This window comes from Deinococcus sp., assembly GCF_018260405.1.
Lineage (GTDB): Bacteria > Deinococcota > Deinococci > Deinococcales > Deinococcaceae > Deinococcus.
On sequence record NZ_JAGLBG010000155.1, the window covers coordinates 1 to 3,485 of the forward strand.

Below are 3,485 nucleotides of genomic sequence, written 5' to 3' on the forward strand. Positions count from 1 at the left end.
ATATGGGAAAAGTAGGCCAACGCTGCGCCGTGCAAGCCCTCGTAATGGCCCGGCGCGTCCTGGGCGGCGCTCAGTACCTCGCTGCGGATAGCGGTGGTGACTTCCCCGGTGGCCGCGCACAGCAGTTCCTCGGCGCTGGCAAACGCCTCGTAAAAGTAACGCTGCGTGACCCCTGCCTCGTCACACACGTCCTTAATGGTCGTCGCACGAAACCCCCGCGTGCCGTACAGCCTGATGGCCGCCCGAATCAGGCGCTCCCGGCGCTCTGCGCGGCGCTCCTGGGCCGTTCTGCCCTGGTAGGGTCTGCCTGATGTGGTTTCGGCCTGGGTCAAGGTGGGACTCCTGGGATGGGTGATGGGGTTGAAGAAGCGCTTGAGTGGCTCTGACATAGGGGCAAGGGATCGAGAAGTCGAGGCGTCCAGGACATCATTTTCTCGACCTCTCGACGCCTCGACTTCTCGACGAGGTTCCGAGTTACCTGCCCCCACCCCGTCCCAGCTCTGGCGCAGTTTGACAAGCGTCCATGTCACATGTCAAGCTGCCCCTACATCTGAAATCAAGCAGTTTCAGTTCTGGGTTCCAGTGCTGGGAAAATCGTGCTGGAGGGCATCCGTCCCCTCGGCCCCCTTTTCCGGCACGGTAAGGGGGGCGACGTGGACAGGTACGACTTACGCGGGCGGGTGATGGTCATCACGGGGGCGAACGGCGGCCTGGGCCGGCTGCTGGCCCGGGCACTCAGCAGAAAGGGAGCGCGGCTGGCGCTGCTCGACCTCGATGGGGACGCGGTGCAGGCGCAGGCCGCCGCGCTGGGCGATGAGAGGCAAGCGCGGGGCTGGGCCGCCGACGTGCGCGACGCTGAACGGCTGGCCGAGGTGATGGCCGAGGCGAATGCCCATTTCGGCGTCATCGACGTGGTGGTGGCGGGCGCAGGTATTCAGGCGTTCGGGCCGCTGGAAACCTTCACGCCGGAAGCCTTTGCCCGCGTCATCGACATCAACCTGAATGGTGTGTGGCGCACCTTCAGCGCGGCGCTGCCCTATGTCAAGCCGCGCCGGGGCTACCTGCTGGCGGTGTCGTCTATGGGGGCGTTCATTCATTCGCCGCTGCAGGCCGCCTACAGCGCTTCCAAGGCGGGCGTGTGGGCCATGTGCGACAGCATCCGGCTGGAACTGCGACCGGACGGGGTGGGCGTGGGCAGCCTGCACCCCACCTTTTTCCCGACCCGGCTGATGGAAGACACGTTAAACGACCCCGCCGGAAAGGCCGTGTGGGGCGGCAACAAGGGCCCACTCTGGAAAATGGTGCCGATAGAAACCGTGGTACTGGAAGCGGTGGAGTGCATCGAGCGCCGCGCCGAAGTGACCACGGTGCCGCGTCACCTCGCGGTGGCGGGCCTCGCGCCGGGCGTGCTGCGTCCGGTGGCCGAGCGACTGGGCTTTACCGACGAAGGCATCCGCCGCGCCGTGCGCCTCTCCTCCCCCACCGGCTGGAGTGACCCCGCCGCCACCGCCCGCACCACCGGGCAGACCCCTGCGAATGAAGCGAGGCATGACCTATGAAGCGCCGCCACATCCTCTTGCCGCTGGCCTTCGCTGCCCTCTCGGTGCAGGCCGCGAAAAAGAACCAGCGCCGCGCAAGGCTCGCCACGGCCCGCCTTCCTGAGCAACCACATGACCCGGCGGCCCCGCTGGACGTGCTGATTATCGGCGCGGGGCTTTCGGGCATCGGCGCGGCGCGGCACCTGCTGGCCGAGTGCCCCGGCAAGAGTTTTGCGCTGCTGGAAGCTCGAGGGGCCATCGGCGGCACCTGGGATCTGTTCCGCTATCCCGGCGTGCGCTCGGATTCGGACGTGTACACGCTGGGCTACAGCTTCAAGCCCTGGACGGGCGACAAATCCATCGCCGACGGCCCCGACATCCGCCAGTACATCCAGGACGCCGCCGACGAGGCTGGCATCACGCCGCATATCCGCTTCGGCCACCGGGTCAGGCGGGCCGAGTGGTCGTCGGAGCGGCAACTCTGGACGGTGACGGCGGAACGTGAAGATGGGGAACGCGTGACCCTCCAGACCAAGTTCCTGTTCCTGTGCAGCGGCTACTACAGCTACGCCGAAGGCCACCGCCCCAGCTTTCCCGGCGAGGACACCTTCCGGGGGGAGATCGTCCACCCGCAGTTCTGGCCGGAAAACCTCGACTACGCGGGCCAGCGCATAGTGGTCATCGGCAGCGGGGCCACCGCCGTGACGCTGGTTCCGGCCCTGGCGCAGGCGGCGGCGCACGTCACCATGCTTCAGCGCTCGCCCTCGTACATAGCGGTGCAGCCGCTGATAGACCAGACCGCCCTCAAGATTCGCCGCGCCCTGCCCGCCCAGGCGGCACACCGCTTGATTCGCTGGCGCAACATCCTGGTGAACATGCTTCAGTTCGGGGTGGCGCGGCAGCTCCCGCAGGTGTTCAGCCAGGAACTGCTCAAAGTCGCCGGGCAGCACGTCGGGGAAGGGTTCGAGGCGCGGCACTTCACGCCGGACTACCGCCCCTGGGATCAGCGGGTGTGCGCGGTGCCCGACGGCGACCTGTTTACCGCCATGCGGGAAGGCAAAGCGTCGGTGGTCACGGACACCATTGCCCGCTTCACGCCGGGCGGCATTCGCCTGGGCAGCGGGCAGGAGCTGAAGGCCGACCTGATCGTGACCGCCACCGGACTGAAAATGAACGTGCTGGGCGACATCGGCTTCAGCGTGGACGGCCAGCCCTTCGACCCCGCCCGCGCCCTGGTCTACAAGGGCATGATGCTCAGCGGGCTGCCCAACTGCGCCTACGCCTTCGGGTACACCAACGCCGCCTGGACGCTGAAAGCCGAACTGACCCAGGGGTACGTGTGCCGCTTGCTGAACCACATGGAGCGCCAGCGCCTCGGCATGGTGGTGCCCCAGGCCGACCCTTCGGTGGAGGAACGCCCGCTGCTGAACTTCAGCTCCGGGTACGTGACCCGCGCCTCCGCCCTGCTGCCCAAGCAGGGGTCGAAGCAGCCCTGGCAGGTCTACCAGAATTACCTTCAGGACAAGGCCGCCATCGAGTACAGCCCGCTGAACGACGGCACGCTGCGGTTTACGGCGGCGCGGGGGTAAGGGGGTAGGGGCAGAGCAACTGAACGACCCTCCCTCATATTCAACCCTTCTTTTTTCGCTCAGTTTTTCTTCGGCTCGCCTGAAATTTACCTCAATTCACCAGCACCAGCCGGTCGCTGCCTGCCGCGTTCCAGGCCGTCTCCACCTCGGCCAGCGGGCGAGTATCCAGCGGGGTCGTCCAGCCGTGGGCTGCGGCAGCTTCCAGCATCTCGCCAATCGCCCTGACCAGTTCCCGGTTGGACACGCTGCCCAGGCCACTGCCCAGCAGTTCCACGCCCGAGCTGCGCAGCGTCGAGGCGTTCAGGCTGATGTCCGCGCCGCTCATGGATCCGATTTGCACGAAGCGCACGCGCGGCTC

General features: G+C 66.9%; 4 protein-coding genes. 2 read left to right on the top strand and 2 right to left on the bottom strand.

Annotated features, from left to right (window positions below; translation table 11 throughout):
- Window positions 1-389, bottom strand: a 389-nt coding sequence (locus QZ269_RS12430; RefSeq protein ID WP_291427022.1) for a TetR/AcrR family transcriptional regulator, incomplete at its 3' end; no start/stop codon positions are given.
- A gap of 207 nt (window positions 390-596) precedes the next feature.
- On the opposite strand from QZ269_RS12430, the gene QZ269_RS12435 reads away from it, so the two are divergent.
- Entirely contained in the window at window positions 597-1,559 is a 963-nt protein-coding gene (locus QZ269_RS12435; protein ID WP_291427023.1) for an SDR family NAD(P)-dependent oxidoreductase, read from the top strand.
- On the top strand, window positions 1,556-3,127 hold the full coding sequence (locus QZ269_RS12440; protein ID WP_291427024.1) for an NAD(P)/FAD-dependent oxidoreductase: 1,572 nt from the start codon (window positions 1,556-1,558) through the stop codon (window positions 3,125-3,127). Before QZ269_RS12435 ends, QZ269_RS12440 begins: the two co-directional genes overlap by 4 nt.
- 91 nt (window positions 3,128-3,218) lie before the next feature.
- On the opposite strand, the gene QZ269_RS12445 is transcribed toward QZ269_RS12440, so the two are convergent.
- A partial coding sequence (locus tag QZ269_RS12445) for a hypothetical protein (protein ID WP_291427025.1) occupies window positions 3,219-3,485 on the bottom strand: 267 nt, incomplete at its 5' end.

Bases quoted from the DNA above. Each gene is read 5' to 3' on its own strand.
- QZ269_RS12440 (WP_291427024.1), top strand. From the start codon at position 1,556: ATGAAGCGCCGCCACATCCTCTTGCCGCTGGCCTTCGCTGCCCTCTCG.